The sequence below is a fragment of the Flavobacterium sp. GQ95 genome, assembly GCF_059758655.1.
On record NZ_JCAXEB010000004.1, the window covers coordinates 248485 to 269336 of the forward strand.

Sequence of the window (20852 nt, forward strand, 5' to 3'; positions counted from 1 at the left end):
AATAAATTATTAATTAATAAAAAACAAAAACAAAATGGCAGAATCAAAACAACAACAGACCGCATTAGGCGATGTTGCAGCAAGACAATTAGCAATTGCAACACGTACAGTCCCACAAATCGGAACTATTTCACCACGTTGGTTAACGCATCTATTGCATTGGACACCTGTAGAATCTGGTGTGTTTCGCTTGAATAAAGTAAAAGACGGAAGTCATATTGAAGTCGATTGTTCTGCACGCGACGAAAGAGTTTTACCAAATACTTTTGTTGATTATATCGAAAATCCCAGAGAATATAATTTAGCTGCAGTACAAACTATTGTCGAAGTTCATACCCGTGTTTCAGACTTGTACAGTAAGCCCTATAATCAAATTTCAGAACAGCTTAGATTGGCTATCGAAACAATCAAAGAACGCCAGGAAAGCGAATTAATCAATAATAAAGATTACGGATTATTAAGCAATGTTGTTCCTTCGCAAATTATAAAAACCCGCACTGGCGCACCGACTCCGGACGATTTAGATGAATTATTGACAAAAGTCTGGAAAGAACCAGGATTCTTTTTATTGCATCCACTAGCAATTGCCGCTTTTGGGCGTGAATGCACACGTCGTGGTGTACCGCCTCCTACTACATCTTTATTCGGATCTCAATTTTTGACATGGAGAGGAATTCCACTTATTCCATCAGATAAATTACCAATCAAAAACGGGAAATCAAAAATCATTTTGTTGAGAACAGGAGAAAGCCGTCAAGGTGTTATTGGGTTAATTCAGCCTGGTTTGCAAGGAGAACAATCTCCTGGATTATCAGTTCGTTTTATGGGAATTAATGAAAAAGCAATTGCTTCATATCTAGTTTCACTTTATTGCTCTTTAGCTATTTTGGTTGATGATGCAATCGCCGTTTTAGAAGATGTAGAAATAGAAAAGTATCATGAGTATAAATACTAACGAAAACGGACTGCCAAACATTGACGATCTGCAAAATTTAGCCAATGAGCTGTTCCAAACTTTACCCAATGAATTTCCTAAAGAAATTTCGTTGAGTCCTGATAAAGCAGAACATCCTCGTGCGACGAAGATTGCAGAAACACTTTTGCATGCTGGTGGAGCAAATATTATTGCACCGTTCTCAACGCAAAATCCGTCAAATGTGCAGCCTTTTCCAACTTCATTTAGTGGCTTTGGAGCTTCTCCTTCAATTGCTACTCAAAGTTCGAGCGCCTCGGCATTGTATCCGAATGCAGGTGCAGGTTTTGATCCTCAGTACGGTATTCCTTCATCGGGAGTTCCTGAAAATAATGCATTAAACATCAATAATCCACAAACAGGATTTAATGATATTAATTTGAAAAATGGAGGTTCATCACAAATTAATGAGGAATCTTTTTTTTCTTCATTGCTGTTGAACAATCAGTATCTGCCCTTTCAAACACAAAATTCCTCTTTTGAAGCAGAATTAAAATTAGCATTAGAAACGGTTGATACACAATTCAGAAAACGTGTTGATTTCCCGTCAAGCGGAAGTGAAAGTGCAAACTCATATTATTTTTTAAATCAGAATCCTTTTGCTTTCGATAAAAAAAACACAAATGCAATTGTTGGAAACACTTTTGGACTTAAAGAAATCGGTGGCGTAACAGGTACCAATTTTGATGCCTCCTTAATCAAAAAAGATTTTCCGATTCTAAGTGAAACTGTAAATGGTAAACCTTTAATTTGGTTTGATAATGCAGCTACGACTCAAAAACCACAAACTGTTATTGACCGTATCGCTTATTTTTATGAACACGAAAATTCAAATATTCATCGTGCTGCACATGAATTAGCAGCACGGGCTTCTGACGCTTATGAAGCAGCACGTGAAAAAGTAAAGACTTTTTTAAATGCGAGTTCAGTAAACGAAATTGTATTTGTTAGAGGCGCTACAGAAGGAATCAATCTTGTGGCTCAAAGCTGGGGCGATCATAATTTAGTTGCAGGAGATGAAATCATTGTGAGTAATCTGGAACATCATGCGAATATTGTTCCGTGGAAAAGATTAGCCGACAAAAAAGGTTTGAAATTAAGAGTAATTCCCGTTGACGATGACGGTCAGATTTTGCTTGATGAATATGCAAAACTGCTGAATTCAAAAACCCGTTTGGTTGCTTTTACACAGGTTTCAAACGCATTAGGAACTGTAACTCCGGCCAAAAAAATTGTCGAGATGGCACATTCAGCCGGAGCCAAAGTTTTAATCGATGGCGCGCAATCGGTTTCTCACATGAAAGTTGATGTCCAGGATTTGAATCCGGACTGGCTTGTTTTTTCTGGACACAAATTATTTGGCCCAACCGGAATTGGAGCTTTATACGGCAAAGAAGAATTACTGAACGAAATGCAGCCCTACCAATCTGGCGGCAATATGATTCAGGATGTGACTTTTGAGGAAATAAAATACCACAAAGCACCCAATCGTTTTGAAGCCGGAACAGGAAATATAGCCGATGCAATTGGTCTTGGAGCAGCAATTGATTATGTAACCAAAATTGGGATCGATACCATTGGTCAGTACGAACATTATTTATTGGAATATGCGACTCGATTGTTAAAGGAAATTCCGGGTGTACGATTAATAGGAACGGCTAAAGATAAAGCAAGCGTATTATCTTTCAATTTGCAAGGATATACTAATGATCAGGTTGGGCAAGCTTTAAACAAAGAAGGTGTTGCAGTAAGAACCGGACATCATTGTGCACAGCCTATTTTACGGCGAATGGGAGTCGAAACCACTGTTCGTCCTTCTTTGGCTTTTTACAATACAACTCAGGATATTGATACTTTTATAAAAACGCTATGGGAACTTAAAAAAGTTAGATTTTAGATAAAAAAATAATTACTTTTTTTGATATTTTAGTAATTATGACCAAAAGCGACTGTTTCTGAAAACAGTCGCTTTTTTATATTTAACCCGGAAAAAGAATTGATTTTATCGTTCAGTATTAATACAAAATATAAATATTACTTGTGTAAAATGTTAATTCATAAACACTTAAATCATATTAATCATTTATTGATTTAATATTAAATAATTTATTGGCAATATTTTTAAAAATATACCTTAATATACATTCTATTGTTACAAATAATACAAAAACAAGCAAAAATGTTATATTTAATGTTAATAATCGCATGTTGTTTAACATATATTTAAGACATTTGGGAAAACTAATCCAAAACATTTGAAAAATGAAAATTAAGGCAAAGCATTTTTTATGGCTCATATTGATACTATTCGTACAAATAGTGAGCGCACAGGAAGGATACATTTCTGGTAAGGTTACCGATAAAAAAGGAGTTCCGATTCCTGGAGTCAATATTATTCTAAAAGGTACAAGTGCAAGTACTCAAACTGATTTTGACGGAAACTTTAAAATAGCAGCCAAAAAAGGCGATATTCTAACGGTAAGTTACGTGAGTTTTGCTACTACAAATGTACCCGCCTCAAATGGTATGACAATTGAATTAGTCGAAACGCAAAATGAATTAGAGGCCGTACTTGTTGTGGGTTACGGTACACAATCAAAAAAGAATTTAACGGATAATATTGCCCGCGTTACTGCGAAAGATATTCAACAAATTCCTGTTTCAAATGTGCAAAATGCATTAGTTGGAAAATTGGCAGGGGTTCAAATTACACAAACAAACGGTAAAGTTGAAGGAGGAATGAACATTAGAGTTCGTGGTGCAGCCAGTATAAGTGCCGGAACACAGCCATTATATGTTTTAGACGGAATTCCGCTTATCAATGATAACGAATCCAGTAATGGAGCACCAACCAACCCTTTATTAACTTTAAGTCCAAACGAAATAGAATCTATTGATGTTTTAAAAGATGCGTCTTCCGCAGCTATTTACGGAGCGCGTGGAGCAAATGGGGTTGTCATAATTACAACCAAAAAAGGAAAAGAAGGAAAGGGAAATTTCTCAATCAACTTCTCACAAGGTGTTAGTGAGGCTACACATAAAAAGAAATGGCTTAACGCAAAACAGTACGTCGAATTGTTGCAGGAAGCAGGAAGAAATGTCGACGATTTAGAATCTGTTGAAGACGAATTGGAATATCTGTCTCAGGGAACAGACTGGAGAAACGGGGAAGTTAATACAGACTGGCAAGATATTGCGCTGCGAACTGGTTATACAACCGATGCGGATTTTTCTGTTTCTGGCGGAGATGATAAAACAAAGTACTTCTTTTCAGGAGCCTATAATAACACAACAGGAATTGTTGACAGTAATGATTTAGAAAGAATTACTGCGAGATCAAACGTATCTCACAAAGTTTCTGATCGATTTACTGCTGGAATGAATATTGGTTTTTCAAGATCTGTTATTAACAGGGTTCAGGATGATAACTCCTTCTCCACTCCATTGCAATCTGTAGCTCAGGCGCCAATTTCGCAAGCCAGATTAGAGGACGGAACTCCAAATCCAAATACAGAATATGTCAACTATTTATTAGCCAAAGACAATACTTCATGGAAAACGATCATGCGAAGAGTTACCGGAAAAGTTTTTGGAGAGTTAAAAATAGTAAATGGTTTGAAATTCAATTCTGATTTCTCTTACGATCTTTTAACACAAACAGAAGATTACTGGCAAGGTAAAGATGCACCGTTTATGGCTACTGACGGAGCTGTATACGCTAGTTCTGTAAATACCGAAAGTTATGTTTTTAGTAATTACTTTACTTATGATAAAACATTTGCCGAAAAGCATAATTTAAATGTTGTTGCAGGTATGGAATTCAACAAATACAACAGAAGATATCAGGATGTAAACAGTATTTATTTCCCAAATGATGATTTTCATACTATTGATGGTGGAGCCGAAGTAAATGAAGGACACGGTAGTGAAACTGATTATGCTTTTGTATCTCAATTTGGAAGATTAAATTACTCGTTCGCAGGTAAATATCTTTTCAAGGCAAGTGTCCGTCGTGATGGTTCATCTCGTTTTGGGAAAAATGAAAGATTTGGAGTTTTCCCTGCATTCTCTGCCGGCTGGGTAATGTCTCAGGAAAGTTTCCTAAAAGATAATACAGTTTTAACTTACTTAAAATTAAAAGGAAGCTGGGGTAAATTAGGAAATGCCGAAATTGGAAACTTTGCTTCCCGTCAATTATACAGGCCCAATCCTTATAACTTAAAATCAGGGCTTACTTTTGATCAGGCTGGAAATAATGATTTGACTTGGGAGAAATCAGCTCAGACTGATTTTGGTGTAGAAGTTGGTTTCTTAAACAAAATCACTTTTGAGGCTGATTACTATCAGAAAGATACAGACGGTTTACTTTTTGAAGTGCCTTTGCCTCTAAGTTCTGGCGCCGCTTTTGTGAATAAAAACATCGGAAAAATAAGAAGCAGTGGTTTTGAATTTACCTTAAATACAAAAAATATTGAAACACAAGATTTCAGATGGAATACCAGTTTCAATCTTACTACTAATGAGTCAAAAGTAAAATCACTTCCGAATAATAATACAGATATCATTTCTAATTATACTATTAACAGGACCGGAGAAAACATTTCTTCTTTTTATTTAGTTGAATATGCCGGAGTTGATCCTACTAGCGGAGATGCACTTTTTGTAAAAAACACAACAAATGCGGATGGAAGTATTGATAAAAGTACCACTAACGATTACAGTGAAGCGAAAAGAATTATTGCCGGAAATCCCTTTCCAACTTTAATGTCTGGTCTGACGAATACAATGACATATAAAGGCTTTGATTTTACATTTACCCTCCAGGGAGAATGGGGTGCGAGCATTTATAACTCAGCCGGTATATACCAATCAAGTGCTGCTGATGTTTTTGATAACCAAACACTGGATCAATTAAACCGCTGGCAAAAACCTGGTGATATTACAGATGTACCACAGGCAAGATATGGTGCAGGAAATGGATCACAGGAATCTACACGTTATCTTGATAAATCAGATTTTGTACGTTTAAGAAACCTGACTTTTGGGTATTCATTACCTAAAGAAACTATCAATAAAGCAGGAATGAGTAGCTTGAGAGTGTATGTTACAGCTGTTAACCTGCTTACTTTTACAGGTTATGAAGGTATGGATCCAGAAGCAAGAAGAGATGACTCAGGAATTGGAGAAGACTTTTACTCTGCACCGCCCGCAAAAACAATTGCAATGGGTGTAAATATTAATTTTTAAAAAGAACAAGATGAAAGCACATAAATTAATCTTATTTGTAATTTTCGCAGTCATTTTTGCAAGTTGTGAAAACGAATTAAACATAGAACCTAAACAAAGAGAAGATGCATCAGTTACTTTAAGTACTGAAAGTGGTGTTACAAATGTACTTACCGGTGCTTATGCCCTGGCTGCAAATGGTAATGCCTATGGAGGAAGAATTTTACTTTATGCTGACTTATTAGGTGTAACAGGCACATTAAGTACAACTGATTTAAGATGGAGAGGTTCCTTTGCCGAACTAAGACAAATGTATCTTAAATCGATGTTATCAAACAATGTTATTATTGAAGGATCGTATTCAAGATGTTATGCAATAATTAATGCAGCAAATACGGTTATCGAAAACATTGACAAAGTTAAAGATCCTGATAAAAAAGCCAGAATGATTGGTGAAGCCAACTTTTTAAAATCGCTGGCATATTTTGATTTGGTTCGGTTTTTTGCAAAACCATATGTAAACGGACAGGCAAACAGTCAATTGGGTGTTGTTATTAGACCAAATGCTATTTATGATTTTAATGCTGATCTTTCTAAAGAAAGAAGTACCGTTGACGAGGTTTACAAAGTAATTATTGACGGATTAAATCTGGCTTACACTAATCTTCCTGAAGAAAATAGCTTTTATGCTGATAAGTATGCCGCCAGAGCATTGTTAGCGCGAGTATACCTGCAACAAGGAAATTATGCGTTGGCAAGAGATGCTGCAAACGATGTGATCGAAAATAGCGGACATGAATTATCGCCAACCTATGCCGGAGCTTTTAACCATGAAACGGATAAAGAGGAAGATGTTTTTGCTATTCAAATTACAAAACAAACTGGTGTAAACGATGCCGTGACTTTTTATGCCTCTGAAGATAATGGAGGTCGCGGTGGTGATTTTACCATCAGAGATGCTTATTTAGCAAAATTCAGTGATCCTGATGACAGAGCAACATTCAATTATGTAAATGACGCCAACGGAAGACTTTTAACTTCAAAATTTACAGATCAGTTTGCCAATGTTGGAATTATTCGATTGGCCGAAATGTATTTGATAAGAGCAGAAGCCAATCTAAGAGCCGGAACAACATTAGGAAATACACCTCTTGACGATATTAATATTATTAGATCAAGAGCACATGCTGATGATTTAACGTCGGTAACTATTGATAATGTTTTATTGGAACGTGAATTAGAATTAGGAATGGAAGGATTTTTAATCCACGATATCCGCAGAACAAAACGTTCAATCGATATTAGTACTGATGGAGATGGTTCTGATGTATTACCTTTTGATGCTGATGAATTGGTTTTCCCAATTCCGTTAAGTGAAACAGATGCTAACAAAAAAATCACGCAAAATCCAGGGTACAGTAGTTAAGCTGAAACCTTTGCAAACTTAAAAAACCATCCCGACTAAAGCGGGATGGTTTTTTTATATGATTTTATAAATAAGTTTGAAAATTAATATAAAATCTATTTTATTTCTAGAGAAAGTAAAGTTTTACGATGCCATAGCAATTTCTGCAGGAACTGCAATTATTGATAAAGTTAACGGATCTGCATAGCCGGAGAAAAAAGTATCTAATATCTCCTGAAATACCGGATTAGCATTTTCGACCTGAGAAAAAAGAGTCATTGAAGAACATAGCTTTCGCGAATCCAATTCTCCCAAAATTACTTCAATTGATTTTCTTTTAAATGTCAGCAAAAGTTGTGAAATTTCAACTAAATGTTTTGCCAAAACCGGGTGATTAAGAAATGCTTCTGCCTCGTTAAGATCTGCAAGAGCATAATATTTAGAAATAGTACTTTTTCCTAATCCTTTTATTTGAGGAAAAATAAACCACATCCAGTGTGTTTCTTTTTTTCCTTTTTTAATTTCAGAAAAAGCAGTCAGATAAAGTTTATTCTGTGCATCTAAAAAACGTGTTAAATCAGTATTTGAATAAGCCATTTGTGAAATTGATTTAAGTTTATAATTCAGCTTTTGGTTGTCTCTTTATCTTTCGAAATGAAATAAAAACGATTATGATTAATTCCTTTTCTTTTAAAGATATCCAAAACTACTTATCATACTGATTTAAAAATTATATAATTATTCTATGTTGTTACATAATTTCATACTGTTATAAAAACGAAAAAGCTGCAAGAAGATCTTACAGCTTTTGTTTCTTATAATGCAAATAAATTTAGTCTCTAAAATCGTTCAATGATTTCTCAATAATTTCAAGACATTCCTGAATTTGAGTTTCTGTCATTACCAATGGCGGAGCTAATCTAATTTTATTTCCGTGTGTTGGTTTTGCCAATAATCCGTTGTCTCTGAATCTTAGACAAATTTCCCAAGCTAAATCAGAATCTTCGCCGCAATTAATTACGATGGCATTCAATAAGCCTTTTCCACGAACAAGTGTAATCAGATTATTTCTTTCAGCAATTTCGTTTAATCCTTTTCTTAAAATGATTCCCAAACGTTCTGCATTTTCAGCTAATTTCTCCTCTTTTATAACTTCTAAAGCTGCAATCGCAACAGCTGCTGCAACAGGATTTCCTCCAAAAGTAGATCCGTGTTGTCCCGGTTTAATCACATTCATGATTTCGTCGTTACACAAAACTGCCGAAACCGGATAAACACCACCAGAAATTGCTTTTCCTAAAATTAAAATATCAGGCTGTACATTTTCATGATGAACGGCTAACAATTTTCCGGTACGGGCGATTCCAGTCTGAACTTCATCAGCAATAAACAAAACATTATGTTTCTCACACAAAGCTTTTGCTTTCGCCAAATAACCTTCTGACGGAACATAAACTCCTGCTTCTCCCTGAATTGGTTCAACCAGGAATCCAGCAATATTTTTTGATGATGCTAAAACTTTTTCAAGAGCTTCGAGATTATCGTATTCAATTTTTATAAATCCATCTGTAAACGGACCGAAGTTTTTACGTGCCGTTTCATCGTTAGAAAATGAAATAATAGTCGTAGTTCTTCCGTGGAAATTATTTTCACACACAATAACCTGCGCCTGATTTTCCGGAATTCCTTTTACTTCATAAGCCCATTTTCTACAAACTTTCAATGCCGTTTCAACAGCTTCGGCACCTGTATTCATTGGTAGCACTTTATCAAAACCAAAATACTTCGTTACATATTCTTCGTAATTTCCTAATTTATCATTATAAAAAGCACGTGATGTTAAAGTCAGTTTTTGAGCCTGATCAACCATCGCCTGTACAATTTTCGGGTGACAATGCCCTTGATTTACCGCAGAGTACGCCGATAAAAAATCATAGTATTTTTTTCCGTCAACATCCCAAACGTATACACCTTCACCTCTTTCCAGCACAACCGGAAGCGGATGATAATTATGAGCGCCGTATTTATTTTCTTTTTCAATCAAAATTTCCGATTTTGACGAAAGGGTATTTTCAGTATGAATCATAATGTCTTATTTTTGAAAGACAAAAGTATCAAAAAATATGAAATTGAATGACAAAAATTAAATATTTGACTTTAATTTTTACTAAATAAGTCAAATTACACTTTTTTAAACTTTAAAAGTAAAATATGATTTCGCAGCATCACGATTTATTCCTTTTAATTAAAAAAAATAATTTACTTTTATGGATGTAAAATGCAGTTTTAAACTCAACACAAAAGAATGGAAACATTAGACGAATTTGATATCAATATAATTAAGGAATTGGAAAAAGATGGAAGAATGGCTTTTTCCGCAATTGCTGCTAATTTGAAAATATCAAACACGATGGTGCATCAACGTATCAACAGAATGATAGAACAAGGCGTAATTGGTGGCATAAAACCAATTATACAAGAAAAAAAGATTGGATACGACTGGGCTTCCTTTACCGGAATAACATTGAATAAAGATTCTGATTCTGACCGAATTATTCAAGCCTTAAAAGATATTCCTGAAATCACAGAATGTTATTATGTAACAGGTTCCTTCACACTTTATATCAAAATTATCGCAAAGAATCACGAACATATGCGAAGAATTCTTTACGAAAAAATCGATAGTATTCCCGGCATCGCCAAAACCGATTCGATCATTGAATTGGGTTGTGCTTTTAAACGAAACATCACTTTATAAGAAATGGTATTTAACCCCGGTCAATCCATGAAAAACAAGTTTCTTTTCAGATTTTCTTCGAATCAATTTGTCGCATTTCTGTTTCTTTTCGTTTTTAATTTTCTGCAGGCACAAACTCCAAAAGGAAAATTATTTATTATTGGCGGCGGAGATCGTTCTGATGCTTTAATGAAACAGGTTTTGGCTGTAGCCGAATTGTCTAAAAAAGATTATATCGTGGTTTTACCCATGTCGAGTGAAGAACCGGATAGTTCATTTATTTTTTTTAAAACCCAAATGGTGAAACTCACATCAAATCCAATTGTGATGTTGAATTTTAATGCAGCCACAGCTCAAAATAAAGTTCTTACCGATTCGGTTCAAAAAGCGAAACTGATTTTTATAAGTGGTGGCGATCAGAGCCGTTTTATGAATGTGGTACAAAATACACCAGTCAAAACGGCAATACAAAAGGCATATGAAAACGGAAGCACAATTTCGGGAACAAGCGCCGGAGCGGCTGTAATGTCTGAAAAAATGATTACCGGAAACCAGAAATTACAAAAAGAATATTCTGGTACTTTTGATAATATTCGCTATGATAATTTAGAAACAGCTGAAGGGTTGGGATTATTGAAAACGGCTATTATCGATCAGCATTTTTTAAAGAGAAACCGATACAATCGTCTGCTTTCTGCTTTGGTTGAATTCCCTGCTTTAACCGGAATCGGAATTGACGAAGCAACTGCAATTATTGTTCGAAACAATCAGATTGAAGTCGCTGGAGAAAGCGAAGTTATTGTAATTAAAAACCCAAAGGGAATTTTAAAATCTAAAAATAACAACCTGATTTCAATTGAAAAATTAGAAATGAGTATTTATACCGCCGGACAAAAATTTAATATCAAATAAGCATGTTTACCTCAAAAATAATAAAGTTAACTTTTCTATTCTGCTGCATCAGTTTTCAGATTTCGGCCCAAAAAATTAATTCAAAAGAAGTCAGCCGATTAGAAAAATTAGCACAGCAAACTACTATAATTCGAGACAATTGGGGCATTCCGCATATTTATGGAAAAACGGATGCTGATGCTGTTTTTGGTTTGCTTTATGCGCAATGCGAAGACGATTTCAAAAGAATCGAAATGAACTATATTGAAAAATTGGGACGTCTTTCAGAAATCAAAGGGCAAGCTGTTCTATATAATGATTTAGAAATCAAACTCTTAATCGATGTTAATGAAGCTAAAGCCGATTATAAAAAAGCACCATCATGGCTTAAAAAATTGTTGAATAGTTACGCAGATGCGATCAACTTTTATCTTTACAAACATCCTGAAGTCAAACCAGCACTTTTAACGCATTTTGAACCCTGGTTTCCATTGCTTTGGACAGATGGAAGTATTGGGGCTATTAGCACCGCAGATCTTTCTACAGCAGAATTAAAAGCTTTTTATTCCGGAAATAATGATAAAGTCGCTTACGTAGAAAGAGAAAAATACGTTCAGACCGGCTCCAACGGATTTGCTTTTGCGCCATCAAAAACAGCCGACGGAAATGCAATTTTATACATTAATCCTCACACAACATTTTACTTCAGACCCGAAGTTCAGGTTACAAGCGATGAAGGTTTGAACGTTTATGGGGCAGTAACATGGGGACAATTTTTTATTTATCAGGGATTCAATGAAAATTGCGGTTGGATGCATACCTCATCAAATGTTGATGTTGCGGATATGTATGCCGAGAAAATCACCAATAAAAATGGCAAATTATTTTATGAATTCGACAAAAAGCTTTTACCGGTTATCGGAAAAGAAATCACGATTAATTATATAGAAAACGGAAAATTAATTCCGAAAAAATTCAAAACCTATTCCACTAAGAATGGTCCAATTATGGCCAAACGTGACGGGAAATGGATAAGCTTAAAATCAAATAACAGATCGATGACCAGTTTGATTCAGAGTTGGGTTCGAACAAAATCTAAAAACTTTGACGATTACAAAAAAGCAATGGATTTAAAAGCCAACACTTCCAACAATACTGTTTATGCTGATAGTAAAGGAAATATTGCATATTGGCACGGCAATTTTATTCCAATCAGAGATAAAAACCTGAACTGGTCAAAAGTAATTGACGGTTCTGTTTCATCAACACAATGGAAAGGTTTACATGAAGTAGACGAAACCGTGCATTTATACAATCCCGTAAATGGCTGGCTTCAGAATTGTAATTCAACTCCTTATAGTGTTGCAGGAGAAAACAGTCCGAAAAAAGAAAATTATCTGTCGTACATGGCTCCGGACGGAGAAAATTTCAGAGGAATAAATGCCGTTCGAATTTTCAGCAAAGGCGATAAATATACTTTAGACAAAGTCATTGCGGACGGATATGATTCTAAATTATCGATTTTCGAAATTTTAATTCCGAGTCTGGTGAATGTCTTCGAAAAAGATATTAAGTCTACCTACCCTGATTATAGCGAATTATCAGAAGCAATCTCCATTTTGAAAAACTGGGATTATTATGCTAAAGAAAATTCGGTAGCAACCACATTAGCGGTTGAATGGGGATATAAATTAGACCCAATTATTCTAAAAGCTTATATTGATGAAGGTGAATTGGATCAGGTTGAAAACACTAAAAAATTCGCAAAAAATGCAGGAGCCGATCAATTAATTCCACAATTGCAAACGGTGCTAAAAGAATTAAAATCGAAATGGGGAACCTGGCAGGTTGCCTGGGGAGAAATTAATCGTTTTCAACGTTCAGGCAGCGCTATCGATTTAAAATACGACGATGCTAAACCGAGTTTACCAATAGGTTTTGGCCCGGGTTCCTGGGGAAGTTTGCCTTCTTTTAAAAGCAGCTATCAAAACGGTTCTAAAAAACGTTACGGTTATAACGGAAACAGTTTTATCTGTGCTGTTGAATTTGGTCCAAAAGTAAAAGCAAAATCATTATTGGCCGGAGGAAACAGCGGTGATGAAAACTCAAAACATTTTACCGATCAGGCCGAAATGTATCGTAAAGGAAAATTTAAAGACGTCTTGTTTTATAAAGAAGATGTTCAAAAAAATGCTGAAAAAACGTATCATCCGGGCGAATAATTTCAATCTTAAATCGTACATACTATAAACCTCGTAAGAAATAGCTTTCGAGGTTTTTTTGTAACATAATATTTCTGATATTTGTTTAAAATTGTAAAACGATGAAAAATTCAGCCCTAATTATTTTTGCTACTATACTGTTTTCTAACACTATAAACGCACAATTAAAACCAGTAAAATACGCTGACGGTGATCAGAAATTAAATGGTTTATCTATTAAACCTGCTAAAAAAAGCGGTAATAATCCAGGAATTTTACTTTTGCCGGCATGGCTCGGAATTGATAATGCCTCAAAAGGAATTGCAGAGAATTTATCAAAGCTAGGCTATACTGTTTTTATCGCTGATGTTTATGGAGAAGGAAACTATCCAAAAAATACTTCAGAAGCAGGAAAACAAGCCGGTTTCTATAAAACGAATTATGAGGCTTACCAAAAACGAATCAATCTTGCTTTACAGGAATTAATCAAATCCGGAGCAAATGCCGATAATATTGTCGTTATCGGATATTGTTTTGGAGGAACAGGCGTTCTGGAAGCTGCGCGCGGTCATTTGAACGTAAAAGGAGTTGCTTCGTTTCACGGAGGTTTAGGAAAAGATGCTGCACGACCTGCTACACCAATTACAGCAAAAGTTTTAATTTGTCACGGAGCAGATGATCCCTTTGTTTCTAAAGAAGAAGTTACTGCTTTTCAGCAGGAAATGCGCGATTCAAAAGCAGACTGGCAAATGATTTATTACGCAGATTCTGTTCACTCTTTCACCAATCCGGAAGCAGGAAGTGATAATTCTAAAGGAGCGGCTTATAATCCTGTTGCTGCCAAAAGATCATTTGAGCATTTAAAGCTTTTTCTTGATGAAGTACTGAAAAAATAATTGCCAGCGGATTAAACGGATTTGAACGGGTTATCACGGATTTTATAAAATTAAAATTTGTGTTAATCGGTTCATCCAATCCAAACCTATAACCAACAACCAAATCACAATCAATAAATTAACCAATGTCACACAGTCCTATTAGAAAAGACAAAACCTGTTTGAATTGCAGACACGTCGTTGAACAAAAATTTTGTCCAAATTGCGGACAGGAAAACACAGACAGCCGAAAGACCTTCCATCATTTATTTATTCATTTCTTTGAAGATTTAACGCATTATGAAAATGCATTTTGGAAAACGATCAAAAATCTCCTTTTTAAACCTGCCACTTTAACTAAAGAATATTTATCCGGGAAAAGATTATCCTATCTGGCACCCGTTCGTCTTTATATCTTTATCAGTTTTATTACTTTCTTATTGATTGCCATGTTTCCGAATAAGGTAAGCGAAAACTTAAGCAAAAGTGAAAAAGAAATCACTTCAAGCCTGGTAAAACAAGAGAAAGATGGTAAAGTCAACGATTTAAACGGGGATAAAAACTACGCTGAATCAAAAACGATGAAACAAGTCAATAAAAATTACTTTCACTTTAAAACAATGAAAGAAATTGACTCTATTCAAAAGTATGGAAAAGAGAGCGAAAAACTTTCTGACTTTTCATATTGGATTTACGAAAAAGCGGTGCATGTTACCGAACATAATACCAAAAAGCAAATTATCGAAAAATTTATCGAGTCTTTTATTCATAACATCCCAAAAATTCTGTTCATTATAATGCCTTTCTTTGCCTTCTTTTTATGGATTTTCCATAACAAAAAGAAATGGTACTATTTTGATCACGGTATTTTCACCTTACATTATTTCTCCTTTTTACTTTTAATATTTCTCCTTTTATTTATTACCACCAGAATAATTGGCTTATTTGGAGAAAACGGTCCACTTACTCTCATAGGTAATCTTATTAATTTCGTTGGGATTGTCTGGATGTGTTATTATTTTTATCCGGCACATCACCGTTTTTACGGCGAAAGCAGAATAGTTTCATTTGTTAAAAGTTTTATCTTATTTTTTATAAACTTCTTTTTTATCCTATTTTTACTTACTTTTTATGTGTTATATATATTTATCAACTTACACTAAACTTATCAATGAAAAAAATTGTAATTCTATTACTAATTGCTTCAGCATTTTCATGTAAAAATGCACAGTCTGTTGCTTCGAAAGACAACTCAGATCCAACCAAATACATGAATACCATTACAGCAAAAGACTTAAAAAAAATGCTTTATGTTGTTGCTTCTGACGAAATGGAAGGCCGAGAAACGGGTTCGAAAGGACAGAAAAAAGCAGGGCTTTATATGATTGAGCAATACAAAAAAAATAAAATTTCGTTCCCAAAAGGAGCAACAGATTATTACCAACACATTCCGGCAGCATTTTTGAATGCAAAACGTAATGAAAATTTACCCGATTCAGAAAATATATGGGCCTATATTGAAGGTTCTGAAAAACCTGATGAAGTTTTAGTAATTTCCGCGCATTACGATCACGTTGGAATTAAAAACGGAGAAATCTATAACGGAGCTGATGATGATGGTTCGGGAACTGTTGCCGTTATGGAAATTGCAAAAGCATTCGCAAAAGCAAAAAAAGACGGACACGGACCAAAACGTTCTATCTTATTTTTACATGTAACCGGTGAAGAACATGGCCTGCATGGATCGCGTTATTATTCTGAAAACCCATTGTTTCCAATTGCAAACACTATTAGTGACATCAACATCGATATGATCGGACGTCGTGATGTTGAACATGCTAAAACCAACAATTATGTTTATGTAATCGGTGCTGACAGACTCTCATCAGACCTACACAATGCTGTCGTAGCTCAAAACAACAAATACACAAAATTAGATTTAGATTTTAAATTTAACGATCCTAAAGATCCAAATCATTTCTACGAGCGTTCTGACCATTATAACTTTGCGAAATTTGGTATTCCTGCCGTTTTCTTCTTCAATGGAGTTCACGAAGATTATCATGAAAAAGGCGACGAACCAGAAAAAATCGAATACGATGCTTTAGCAAAAAGAGCACAATTAGCATTTGTCGTAGCCTGGGATTTGGCTAATAGAGAGAATAGACCGGTAGTGGATAAGAAATAAGTTACTGAGATCCTAAGTTGCTAAGGTTCTGAGAAACTTAGCTTCTACTTAAGAAAAACAAAAAAGGGATGAGTTTTAAAACTCATCCCTTTTTTTATATCATTTAGTTTAATCTCAAAAAAAACTTAGAAGCTTAGCAACTTAGTACTTTAGCATCTTTTTTAGTCATTCATAGAAATCAAAAACTCTTCATTATTTCTGGTTTTCTTGAAACGTTCGTTTACAAAATCCATAGATTCTACCGGGTTCATATCCGATAGATATTTACGCATAATCCACATTCTTTGTAGTGTTTTCTCGTCTAATAATAAATCATCACGACGTGTACTTGAAGATGTAAGATCGATTGCAGGGAAAATACGTTTGTTCGCAATTTTACGATCCAATTGAAGTTCCATGTTACCGGTTCCTTTAAATTCTTCGAAGATAACCTCATCCATTTTAGAACCAGTCTCAGTCAATGCTGTTGCGATGATACTTAATGATCCACCGTTTTCAACATTTCTGGCTGCTCCAAAGAAACGTTTTGGTTTTTGTAATGCATTAGCATCAACACCTCCACTTAATACTTTACCGGAAGCTGGTTGTACAGTATTGTAAGCTCTTGCCAAACGTGTAATTGAGTCTAGTAAGATTACGACATCATGTCCGCATTCTACTAAACGTTTTGCTTTTTCTAAAACAATATTTGCAATTTTCACGTGTTCTTGTGGTTCTCTGTCGAAAGTTGAAGCGATAACTTCTCCACGAACACTTCTTTGCATATCTGTAACTTCTTCAGGACGTTCATCAATTAAAAGAACGATTAAATAAACTTCAGGATGATTGGCTGCAATCGCGTTGGCAATGTCTTTTAGCAACATTGTTTTACCGGTTTTCGGTTGTGCGACTATCATACCACGTTGTCCTTTTCCTATTGGAGAAAATAAATCGATAATACGGGTTGAAACAGAACTTCCTTTCTCTGCTAATTTGAATTTTTCAGAAGGAAAAACCGGAGTCAGGTGTTCGAAAGAAACTCTGTCGCGAACTACCTGCGGATCGTGACCATTAATTTTTAGTACACGAACTAAAGGGAAAAATTTCTCGCCTTCTTTCGGAGGACGAACCACTCCTTTTACAGTATCTCCGGTTTTAAGACCGAATAACCTGATTTGTGACGTTGATAAATAAATATCATCCGGAGAGGCTAAGTAATTATAATCTGATGAACGTAAGAAACCGTATCCGTCAGGCATCATTTCAAGAACACCTTCACTTTCAATAATTCCATCAAATTCAAAGTCTGAATCTCTGAAATTATTCTTTTTATTTTTATGATTTGGATTTTGGTTTCCGTTATTCCCGTTTCCATTTTGATTTGGATTCTGGTTTGGGTTTTGGTTCGGATTTGGATTTTTAATCTGATTTGGATTAATCTTTTTTACCGGAGCAGTTCCTTCAATTTTTTCAGCTACCGGAGCCGGAGCTACAGTTTCAGCTTCAGTCTCAGTTATTTCTTCAGACGGAACTTCTTTTTCCTTTTGTAAAGCTACCTTTTTCTCGTAAGCTGATTTATTAAACTTTACGATTTTCGGACCCTTTTTCTCTACCGGTGCAGATTCTGCAACTTCCTGAACTTGTGGAACCGGTTGAATTTTCGTGTTGGGTTTTGAAATTTTAGGTGTAACCACTTTTTCAGGTGTTTCCTCTATTTTCTCTGCTGTATCCTCTACTTTATCAAATTCTAAAACAGGAGCATTTTTACTAATTGCTGCTTTTTTAACCGGAAGAATCCTTGCTCTTTTAGGTTTATCATCCACTATTTCTGCTTGGGGCGCAACATTGACAGGCGGCTTTTCAGTCGCTTCCTGATGTGCTAAAATCTGACTGATTAAAGTCTCTTTTTTAACGCCATTAAACTTTATAGTTTTAGCTAACTTAGCTATTTCTTGAAGCTCAGAAAGCTTCATTTCTTTTAATGCAGAAATATCAAACATGAATATTCTATGAATTTAATTATTTTAAAGGAAATACTGTAAAAAGAATAGGTAGATAATTGTTTTCAATTGACCGCAGTATGAAGTGCTTACGGTATTATGATGCAATAATACGAATAAAATTTAATCATACAATAGTATTTATAAAAAAGAAAATATATTTTTGTAAAACAATTTTAGACCATGATACAAAGAATTCAAACCGTATATTTACTTCTTACCTTTGTTATTACAGGGGTTTTAATGTTTTTTATTCCGCTTTGGACATTAAATACAGGAAAAGCATTCTATTTTATGCAAGACCAGGTTTATACTATACTTTTAGGTCTAAGTACAATGCTTACTGTTATCAGCATTATTTCATACAAAAAAAGACAAAATCAGTTTGTAATGGGCAGACTGAACATAATATTAAATTTAATTTTATTAGGATTATTTGTATATCGATCACTAAACTTATCTGGAGAGACAAGTAATATTGTTTCAGAGAAAGGTATTGGGATGTTTCTACCGATTGTTACTATCGTGTTATTAGTGTTAGCTAATAAAGCCATCAAGAAGGATGAAGATCTCGTAAAATCTGTTGACCGTTTGAGATAAACCTATAAACTTAATTTTTTTGTGCGAAGAGAACCCGAATTTATATTCGGGTTTTTTTGTGGCTTAAAATGATATACTGTGACTTTATTGAGGCAGTTTAACAAGATATCTTCTTTCTAATTTTGCTTTTTCATTTCCAAAAACAATGATAACAAACAAAATAAGAATACATCTTGCAGATGACCATCAGGTACTCATTGATGGTCTTACCAATTTATTACAGACAGTTCCCAATTTTGAAGTCGTTGGAAATTCTTTGAATGGCACTACAGTACACAACGATGTCATTGAAAATAATGCTGATATATTAGTTTTGGATATCAGCATGCCTCAAAAAGACGGAATCGAAGTTTTACAGGAGTTTAATAAAAATAAAAGTCCATGCAAAGTCATTATTTTATCCAGCTATGATGAATTAAAAATCATTAAAGAAGTAATGAAATTTGGCGCAAAAGGTTATCTAACCAAAAAATGTGCAGGCAAAAATATTATTGAAGCCATCGAGATTGTTTATCAGGGACAAGAATATTTTTCTGATGCCGTAAGAGAAAAAATTTTCAACACTTTCACACATAATAATCCCAAATTAAATAAAAATATTTACATCGAAAACCCCATTTTGAGTCCAAGGGAAATTGAGATTGTCACTTTAATTTCATTAGAATATACTGGAAAAGAAATAAGTGAAAAACTTTTTATCAGCACTAATACGGTCGAAACACATCGAAAAAACATCATGAGAAAATTGCAAACTAAAAACACCATTGGTCTGGTCAAATATGCGTTAAAAAACCATTTGATTAATCCATGAATCAGCCAGAAAAAATAAAATTAGTTTTAACAACTACTGATTATGCCTTTCATTAGAATTTTAGTTCTTTTTATTTTCTTCATTTCATCTAGTGAAAGTACTGTTTATAGTCCGCAAAAAGAACCTTCAAAAGAAGAAAGCAATATATCCATTAAAAAAACAAAAGAACTCAATGCCTCTCAACTTCATAAATACGAACAATTAAGAAATAAAAAAGTAGTCAGTTTATCTATTGTTCTTATTATAATCCTCTTTTTTTTATTCTATTTCTTTTATCAGAATACTAAATTAAAACAGAAAATTAAACGAAAAGACATCAAGCAAAAAATACTATTAGATGTTATAAATTCCGGAATCGACACGCAGGAATTAGAACGTAAAAAAATCGCTTCATTTTTACATGACAACATTAATTCCTTGTTGTCATCTGCGGGATTGCACTTAAATGTTTTCACCAATCAAAACAATATAGAATCTGGTGAAATTCAGAAAACCAAAGTTATTTTGGCCGATGTTCATGATCTTTTGCGTGATATGTCACACGAACTGGTTCCTAGTCTTTTGGTGCGTTTTGGTTTGATTTATGCCTTGGAAGATTTATGCGAAAGAAATTCAAATTCAAGTATCACTTTTGAATTTGCAACTACAATTCCAACAGAAAAAAGATACATTGAAAAATTCGAAATGAAACTTTATTTTATCACATCAGAGCTTTGTAATAATATCATAAAACATAGCGGGGCAAAAAAAGCCGAAATAGGACTAAAAGAAAAAAACAATCATTTTATTCTAAGGATTCACGATGACGGAAAAGGGTTCAAAACAAAAAAAATAAAAGATGAAGGTTTTGGGCTTAACCGGATAAGAGCCCGAATTAAAAAATTTAAAGGAAGCTTTGATATTACTTCTAATCCTAATGAAGGAACCACAATAAAAATAAAGATCCCTTTACCTCATCAGCATTAA

General features: G+C 34.5%; 16 protein-coding genes. 13 read left to right on the forward strand and 3 right to left on the reverse strand.

Translation table 11 applies throughout. The features are described from left to right. Positions 1-34: 34 nt before the first annotated feature. The 4 genes from AC6CH4_RS10530 (at position 35) to AC6CH4_RS10545 (ending at position 7625) form a co-directional block, all read left to right on the forward strand. Complete coding sequence (locus AC6CH4_RS10530; protein ID WP_498102717.1) at positions 35-955, forward strand: family 2A encapsulin nanocompartment shell protein; 921 nt, start codon at positions 35-37, stop codon at positions 953-955. Continuing rightward, a complete protein-coding gene (locus AC6CH4_RS10535) occupies positions 939-2870 on the forward strand; it encodes a family 2A encapsulin nanocompartment cargo protein cysteine desulfurase (protein ID WP_498102719.1) in 1932 nt (643 codons plus the stop codon). Before AC6CH4_RS10530 ends, AC6CH4_RS10535 begins: the two co-directional genes overlap by 17 nt. Before the next feature lie 365 nt (positions 2871-3235). Then, the gene (locus AC6CH4_RS10540) at positions 3236-6220 is read left to right on the forward strand and encodes a SusC/RagA family TonB-linked outer membrane protein (protein ID WP_498102721.1); all 2985 of its coding nucleotides are present in this window, start codon (positions 3236-3238) and stop codon (positions 6218-6220) included. Positions 6221-6230: 10 nt separating this feature from the next. Further along, complete coding sequence (locus tag AC6CH4_RS10545) at positions 6231-7625, forward strand: RagB/SusD family nutrient uptake outer membrane protein (protein WP_498102723.1); 1395 nt, start codon at positions 6231-6233, stop codon at positions 7623-7625. A 123-nt stretch (positions 7626-7748) separates the two neighbouring features. Here the strand turns inward: AC6CH4_RS10545 and AC6CH4_RS10550 are convergent, their stop codons facing one another. After that, positions 7749-8201 carry a DUF1810 domain-containing protein gene (locus tag AC6CH4_RS10550; protein ID WP_498102725.1) on the reverse strand — a complete coding sequence of 151 codons (453 nt, stop codon included), beginning with the start codon at positions 8199-8201 and terminating at the stop codon, positions 7749-7751. Positions 8202-8436: 235 nt separating this feature from the next. Beyond that, positions 8437-9690, reverse strand: a complete 1254-nt coding sequence (gene rocD, locus AC6CH4_RS10555) for an ornithine--oxo-acid transaminase (protein ID WP_498102727.1) — start codon at positions 9688-9690, stop codon at positions 8437-8439. 219 nt (positions 9691-9909) lie between these two features. Here rocD and AC6CH4_RS10560 point away from each other — a divergent pair, with 219 nt between their 5' ends. The 6 genes from AC6CH4_RS10560 (at position 9910) to AC6CH4_RS10585 (ending at position 16496) form a co-directional block, all read left to right on the forward strand. Next, positions 9910-10362 carry an Lrp/AsnC family transcriptional regulator gene (locus AC6CH4_RS10560; protein ID WP_498102729.1) on the forward strand — a complete coding sequence of 151 codons (453 nt, stop codon included), beginning with the start codon at positions 9910-9912 and terminating at the stop codon, positions 10360-10362. 27 nt (positions 10363-10389) lie between these two features. Further along, positions 10390-11253: a cyanophycinase gene (locus AC6CH4_RS10565; protein ID WP_498102731.1), complete on the forward strand. Its 864-nt coding sequence runs from the start codon at positions 10390-10392 to the stop codon at positions 11251-11253. 2 nt (positions 11254-11255) lie between these two features. Continuing rightward, a complete protein-coding gene (locus AC6CH4_RS10570) occupies positions 11256-13454 on the forward strand; it encodes a penicillin acylase family protein (RefSeq protein ID WP_498102733.1) in 2199 nt (732 codons plus the stop codon). A gap of 101 nt (positions 13455-13555) precedes the next feature. Continuing rightward, positions 13556-14329 (forward strand): dienelactone hydrolase family protein, encoded by a 774-nt coding sequence (locus AC6CH4_RS10575; RefSeq protein ID WP_498102735.1) that lies wholly within the window; start codon positions 13556-13558, stop codon positions 14327-14329. 125 nt (positions 14330-14454) lie between these two features. After that, positions 14455-15471 carry a DUF3667 domain-containing protein gene (locus tag AC6CH4_RS10580; protein ID WP_498102737.1) on the forward strand — a complete coding sequence of 339 codons (1017 nt, stop codon included), beginning with the start codon at positions 14455-14457 and terminating at the stop codon, positions 15469-15471. An 8-nt stretch (positions 15472-15479) separates the two neighbouring features. Next, positions 15480-16496, forward strand: a complete 1017-nt coding sequence (locus AC6CH4_RS10585) for a M28 family peptidase (protein WP_498102739.1) — start codon at positions 15480-15482, stop codon at positions 16494-16496. Between the two features lie 161 nt (positions 16497-16657). Here AC6CH4_RS10585 and rho read toward each other — a convergent pair whose 3' ends face one another. Then, a complete protein-coding gene (gene rho, locus AC6CH4_RS10590; RefSeq protein WP_498102741.1) occupies positions 16658-18475 on the reverse strand; it encodes a transcription termination factor Rho in 1818 nt (605 codons plus the stop codon). Positions 18476-18658: 183 nt separating this feature from the next. Between rho and AC6CH4_RS10595 the strand changes: the two genes are divergently transcribed. The 3 genes from AC6CH4_RS10595 to AC6CH4_RS10605 all read left to right on the forward strand — a co-directional run bounded on the left by AC6CH4_RS10595 (position 18659) and on the right by AC6CH4_RS10605 (position 20852). Further along, positions 18659-19075: a DUF4293 domain-containing protein gene (locus AC6CH4_RS10595; RefSeq protein WP_498102743.1), complete on the forward strand. Its 417-nt coding sequence runs from the start codon at positions 18659-18661 to the stop codon at positions 19073-19075. Between the two features lie 148 nt (positions 19076-19223). Further along, positions 19224-19886 (forward strand): response regulator, encoded by a 663-nt coding sequence (locus AC6CH4_RS10600; protein WP_498102973.1) that lies wholly within the window; start codon positions 19224-19226, stop codon positions 19884-19886. Positions 19887-19928: 42 nt separating this feature from the next. After that, positions 19929-20852 (forward strand): sensor histidine kinase, encoded by a 924-nt coding sequence (locus AC6CH4_RS10605; protein ID WP_498102745.1) that lies wholly within the window; start codon positions 19929-19931, stop codon positions 20850-20852.

What these genes read in the sequence shown, in the direction of transcription:
- AC6CH4_RS10530 (WP_498102717.1), top strand. Translation starts at nt 35, where the DNA reads ATGGCAGAATCAAAACAACAACAGACCGCATTAGGCGATGTTGCAGCA.
- AC6CH4_RS10535 (WP_498102719.1), top strand. Translation starts at nt 939, where the DNA reads ATGAGTATAAATACTAACGAAAACGGACTGCCAAACATTGACGATCTG.
- AC6CH4_RS10540 (WP_498102721.1), top strand. Translation starts at nt 3,236, where the DNA reads ATGAAAATTAAGGCAAAGCATTTTTTATGGCTCATATTGATACTATTC.
- AC6CH4_RS10545 (WP_498102723.1), top strand. Translation starts at nt 6,231, where the DNA reads ATGAAAGCACATAAATTAATCTTATTTGTAATTTTCGCAGTCATTTTT.
- AC6CH4_RS10550 (WP_498102725.1), bottom strand. Translation starts at nt 8,201, where the DNA reads ATGGCTTATTCAAATACTGATTTAACACGTTTTTTAGATGCACAGAAT.
- rocD (WP_498102727.1), bottom strand. Translation starts at nt 9,690, where the DNA reads ATGATTCATACTGAAAATACCCTTTCGTCAAAATCGGAAATTTTGATT.
- AC6CH4_RS10560 (WP_498102729.1), top strand. Translation starts at nt 9,910, where the DNA reads ATGGAAACATTAGACGAATTTGATATCAATATAATTAAGGAATTGGAA.
- AC6CH4_RS10565 (WP_498102731.1), top strand. Translation starts at nt 10,390, where the DNA reads ATGAAAAACAAGTTTCTTTTCAGATTTTCTTCGAATCAATTTGTCGCA.
- AC6CH4_RS10570 (WP_498102733.1), top strand. Translation starts at nt 11,256, where the DNA reads ATGTTTACCTCAAAAATAATAAAGTTAACTTTTCTATTCTGCTGCATC.
- AC6CH4_RS10575 (WP_498102735.1), top strand. Translation starts at nt 13,556, where the DNA reads ATGAAAAATTCAGCCCTAATTATTTTTGCTACTATACTGTTTTCTAAC.
- AC6CH4_RS10580 (WP_498102737.1), top strand. Translation starts at nt 14,455, where the DNA reads ATGTCACACAGTCCTATTAGAAAAGACAAAACCTGTTTGAATTGCAGA.
- AC6CH4_RS10585 (WP_498102739.1), top strand. Translation starts at nt 15,480, where the DNA reads ATGAAAAAAATTGTAATTCTATTACTAATTGCTTCAGCATTTTCATGT.
- rho (WP_498102741.1), bottom strand. Translation starts at nt 18,475, where the DNA reads ATGTTTGATATTTCTGCATTAAAAGAAATGAAGCTTTCTGAGCTTCAA.
- AC6CH4_RS10595 (WP_498102743.1), top strand. Translation starts at nt 18,659, where the DNA reads ATGATACAAAGAATTCAAACCGTATATTTACTTCTTACCTTTGTTATT.
- AC6CH4_RS10605 (WP_498102745.1), top strand. Translation starts at nt 19,929, where the DNA reads ATGCCTTTCATTAGAATTTTAGTTCTTTTTATTTTCTTCATTTCATCT.